Origin of the sequence: uncultured Roseovarius sp., from assembly GCF_913054395.1 — a bacterium.
Taxonomy (GTDB): domain Bacteria; phylum Pseudomonadota; class Alphaproteobacteria; order Rhodobacterales; family Rhodobacteraceae; genus Roseovarius.
In genome coordinates this window covers 1-4,738 of the sequence record NZ_CAJXIP010000200.1, presented here as the reverse complement: position 1 = coordinate 4,738, position 4,738 = coordinate 1, and the positions used below count along the sequence as shown (strand labels likewise).

The 4,738-nt window shown below is 55.6% G+C and carries 4 protein-coding genes and 1 pseudogene; 2 read left to right on the top strand and 3 right to left on the bottom strand.

What is annotated here, in order from left to right; all coding sequences use genetic code 11:
• A partial coding sequence (locus QZ522_RS17830; RefSeq protein ID WP_294614752.1) for a hypothetical protein occupies positions 1 to 1,504 on the top strand: 1,504 nt, incomplete at its 5' end.
• Between the two features lie 374 nt (positions 1,505 to 1,878).
• Positions 1,879 to 2,583, top strand: a complete 705-nt coding sequence (locus QZ522_RS17825; RefSeq protein WP_294614750.1) for a copper homeostasis protein CutC — start codon at positions 1,879 to 1,881, stop codon at positions 2,581 to 2,583.
• A gap of 26 nt (positions 2,584 to 2,609) precedes the next feature.
• Here the strand turns inward: QZ522_RS17825 and QZ522_RS19100 are convergent, their stop codons facing one another.
• The 3 genes and pseudogenes from QZ522_RS19100 to QZ522_RS17815 form a co-directional block, all read right to left on the bottom strand.
• Entirely contained in the window at positions 2,610 to 2,954 is a 345-nt protein-coding gene (locus QZ522_RS19100) for a tyrosine-type recombinase/integrase (protein WP_365353906.1), read from the bottom strand.
• Positions 2,955 to 3,924: pseudogene (locus tag QZ522_RS17820) on the bottom strand (IS5 family transposase).
• Between the two features lie 40 nt (positions 3,925 to 3,964).
• Positions 3,965 to 4,573: a tyrosine-type recombinase/integrase gene (locus tag QZ522_RS17815; RefSeq protein WP_294614749.1), complete on the bottom strand. Its 609-nt coding sequence runs from the start codon at positions 4,571 to 4,573 to the stop codon at positions 3,965 to 3,967.
• Positions 4,574 to 4,738: the final 165 nt, after the last annotated feature.

Below are 4,738 nucleotides of genomic sequence, written 5' to 3'. Positions count from 1 at the left end.
TACCGACGACGAGCGCGCGGAACTGCGCAAGATTTGGGGCCTGGCAGATAAGGCGCGCGAGGCTGGTAAAAGTGCCAATGTCACTAATGTTTTAGTGGCGCTCGACAAGAAGATCCTTGAATTTGCGAAGCTGGCGATGGCCGATAAGGAAAAGGCCAAAGCTGGCGCGACCCAGACACCGGCGACCGGATCCGAGGCCGAGCGGCTGACTGCCGTGATCGAAAAGAAGGTCGCGTGGGTGCGCAAAGCCGAGGGGCTGGTGACACAGGAGCGCGGCAAGTTGGAAAAGATCCGCTTCGCCATTCTGAAGATAAAGGAAAACGAAGGCGATCCCACTGCGCTACTGAAGGATTTTGACACCGCTGAAAAGCGTCTCGACAGCGTTCGTGAGGCGCTGACTGAGCAGCGGCGGCAACATAGCGAACTGCTTACACGTCTTGAAGCCGCCTCGACGGTAGATCCAAATCTGAAACGGATTGCTGAGGCAGCGGAAGCGGATCTAACTAAACTTGATACTCTTTTCGACGACATTCCGATGGAAGCGGCCAAGGCGCAGATTCAGGAAACACTGGAAGAGATGGGCGCAGCGGTTGAGTGGCGTGAGAAGCGGTTGAAGGAAGAAATCCGCGATGGCAAGCACGGCATGGGCCGCCACGGGCCACAGACTGGGCTGGAAGCGCAGGGCGTTCGCGCTGCGACGACCGAGGCCTATTACGACACCTCCGACCCAAACGCCGCAAAGCATAAGGTAAAGAACCGTGGTGGGGTGGCCCCCGACAGCACCTCTAACCCAGCGGGCACCGCGCAGCGCAGTGTCGAACGGAACCCGGACGGCAGCGCCAAGAACACTACTGTCAAATGGAACGCGATCGACATCACTTATGCCGAGGAAGACGGCAAGCGGGTGATCGTCGATGTTGACAAGACGGCGAAGAACATCGTGGCCACAGCCTCGAACACCGGCGCCAGCCAAGTGGGTTCGATGTGGGCGACGCCGGTGCTGGAAAAGCGCGCCTTCGACATCTTCAATAAAATTGCCAAGGACGTGGAAAAATATCAGGAGTACAAGAAAAAGACTGGTACCGGCTACAACGACTTTAAATCGCTTGAGATTACCCTCGGTATAGCCGAGAGCGGCGGTGCTGGATGGGGCTATGCAGTGAAGAAGGTGGGCAAGAAGAGCGAGCACCTCGATGAACCCACTGCGAAGGGGTTCCTGCATGACTTCCAGGACGGCAATATCAGCCTCGACGAATTGTTCAAGAAACTTCAGGTCAAGATGATGGAGACTGACGATACCGGCAAGAACATGATCCAGGGTGCCACTGCGATCTTCCGGCGCTCTAACAAAACCGCCTCGTTCACTATGGTCACCATGTATCCCAACAACGACGAAGATCACCTCGAGTGGCGGCCGAACAAGGATTACACCGGTACCCTCGAGTTCAAAGGTCCGTCTCCGGTCGGTACCAAGACCTTCAACATGCTGTCGATGCCTTCCTGAGACACCGCGCATTGATTTGATGTCTCTTTGATGCTTTTGCCCCATTAGGACTTCCCGTCGCCTGTATCGACTGGGCTTAGCTGGTCTGCTATTCAGTGTGATCCAGAGACCTGCGGTCGCCTTGCAGATATCTGTAGCGCTATTCGCGGGTTGCGCGGGCCATACCGGTATCGTTGTCTCTTGTAACAACTGTCTGTATTTGGACTCTAATGGATTATTGTTTTGCCGAAAAACGAAAGCCAGCGTTCGAGCACGGAGGCTCTAAACGCACACTGGATTTGGGTTGGGCTTTAGAGACAAATGCTGTTGTGCTCAAAATTGCCCGGAAACCATGGATGTAGTCATTTTGGGGCGGTTTGAAAAGGGAGAGCACTGTGCTGGAAGTTTGCGTTGATACGATCGATGGAGTGATTGCCGCGATGAATGGCGGTGCAGAACGAGTGGAGCTGTGTTCGTCGCTGTCCGAAGGTGGGTTAACTCCGTCTGTCGGTCTGATGCGCGCGGCTGTTGCTTTGCCCATTTCCTGTTATGCGATGATCCGGCCACGCAGTGGGTTGTTTGAGTTTTCTGAGGCAGAAGCAAAAATCATGCTTGCTGACATTGGCGCAGCGCAACGGGTTGGGCTAGCGGGCGTGGTGTTGGGCGCCCAGAACGGCGATGGTGGCCTGAATATGCCGCTACTCGAGCAGATGATAGCTGCAGCAGGTGACTTGGGAACAACCTTGCATCGGGTGATTGATGTGGTGCCGGAGCCCTTGATTGCACTCGGCCAGGCAATTGAGCTGGGATTTGAGCGGGTGCTGACTTCTGGAGCAAAACCATTTGCGCAAGACGGAACGGATTTGATCGCACAGATGGTAGTAAAGGCGGCCGGGAGAATTTCGGTCATGCCGGGCTGCGGGTTAACTGCTGCCAATGTGGCTTCTGTTATTTCAGCCACAGGAGTTCAAGAAGTGCATGCTGCTTGTAGTGTCCGAGTGACTGGAGACGTGGCGTTTTCGGATTTTGATCCGCCGGGTGGACGGTTTGAGACTTCAGAAGCGCAGATACGTGCGATGGTCAATCAGATCTCAGGGTAAAACTTAGGTGGCTAATGAATGGGCCACTATTCCCGGCGCTCCTGAGCCTCTACGGCTCTCATCTTCTGTCTGGCAGACCCGGCGTACCGAGCAACCATTGCTCGGGTCTGGTGCCCAGTCACTGCCATTATTAGTTCGTCGCTGCAGCCCAGAGCTGCGAGTTCGGCTGCTGCAGAATAGCGGAGCCCGTGCAGGTCGTATTCCACGGCGCCAATTTTCTTGCGAACGTTCATAACCAATTCATGGGCGCTTCGATAACTGGATGGTTTTCCTCGCCCCCAAGCGCAAATTGTTGATCCAATTTTCGGGGTGCCAGCGGCTTTGTTGCACAAATCGGTTGAAGGATGTTCTTCCCCTTTCCCCGGGCGCACTTAGCAAACGGACTCCGTGACAGGTATACCGGTATCGGTGTAGCAGTTGAGCACGGCGATGCGGATCTGGATTTCCGCGACCTGCCTTTCGAAGTCCCTCGCCATGAGCGATTGGCCGAGTAGTTTCAGACAATGCATCTTCGTTTCGACGCGGCTTCGTCGGTGGTATCCGCTCCAGCGTCGCCACAGGGTGCGGCCCAGATATTGTTGCGCATTGACCGCATCGTTGCGGGCAATTGCTCCGGCGCTCGTCGGTTTCCAGGGCTTTGCATTCTTACGCGGTGGGATCACTGCGTGAGCATCTCTGTCGGCAATCGCCTCGTGGCATTTACGAGTGTCATATGCCCTGTCCACTGCCCGGCAGCGCATGTTTACATGAGTGAGAGGGGGCGGTGACACTGCCGATGTCCTGATCGGACGGGATTTGGTTCAGGAGTTCGGGCAGCATCGGAGCATCCCCGATGTTACTGCTGGTGACTTCGACTGCCCGAACCTCCAGTGTTTCCTCGTCGATACCTATGTGTATCTTGCGCCAGATACGGCGTTTGGAACCGCCATGCTTGCGCGCATTCCACTCTCCTTCACCTTCGGCCTTGATACCCGTGCTATCGATGAGGAGGTTCAAGGGGCCCGTGGAGCCGCGATACGACAAGTTCACTTTAAGTGCCTTCTGGCGTCGACATAAGGTGCTGAAATCCGGCGCAGCCCAGTCCAACCCGGCCAGTCGCAGCAAGCTCTGGACGAACCCAGTTGTCTGGCGAAGCGGCATGCCAAACAGGATCTTCAACGTCAGGCAAGTCTGAATGGCGGCGTCACTGAATTGCTGCTGCCGCACCCGTTTGCCACTTGGTGGCGGTGTCCAATCCATCTCCGGATCAAACCAGATCGACAACAATCCGCGCTGCTTCAAGCTGTCATTGTAAGACGACCAATTCTTGGTCTTGTACTTCGTAGGGGCCCAACTGCTCATCCCCTTCAGCTATCACGCTGGATTCATACAGTGAATCCCATCAGTCCATTTGTGCAACAAAGCCGGTGCCAGCGATAAGGTTCCGCAGTGGAGCGGTGAACGGCACCCATAGCACGGTACCGGTCTTTCCTTGGATTACGTTGATGCCGTCACCGTTGATGTCGCTCCACCGCATTTTAAGCACGTCGCCGATACGCTGACCTGTCCCAAGACATAGTTCGAAGATCAGTAGCGCACGTCCGTTGGCGTTTTCTCTAAATGCTTCGATCTTTTCAGGTGGCCAGGGTTGCCAGGCAGGGGCGTCAGATTTCAGAAGCGAAACGCCTTTGGCGGGATTGTCGTCTCTCCAGCCAATGTCGATGGCATGTTCGAGCAAGATGCGCACGACCTGCACGATGTAGTTGGCAAACCGTACGGTTTCAGCGTTGGCGTCACGGGCTCTGATCATATCCTTGCGGCGTATACTGTCGACCGGCAATGGACCAAGTTTCTTTCGAACCCATGTCAGCACCTTGTCATAATCCCGTGCGGTGCGGGGGGCTAGGTTCCGATATCGCTGGCTGCGCTCATAGCTCGTCACCAGCGACGAAAAGGTCTTTCCTGATGTTGGGACGGGTTGGGCGCCATTCAGCAGCGCGGCGTACTCCAAGGCAAACTCTTTGCTTCCAGGACGTGAGGCGATGCGTGCCGTCTGGTAACTGGACCCGTCGCGGTTTGATGCCGCTCCTTTGATAGCATTTACTGCAACAAAGGAGATTGATTATGGGGCTGAAACGAACGGACGAATTTCGCCAAGATGCAGTGCGTATCGCAC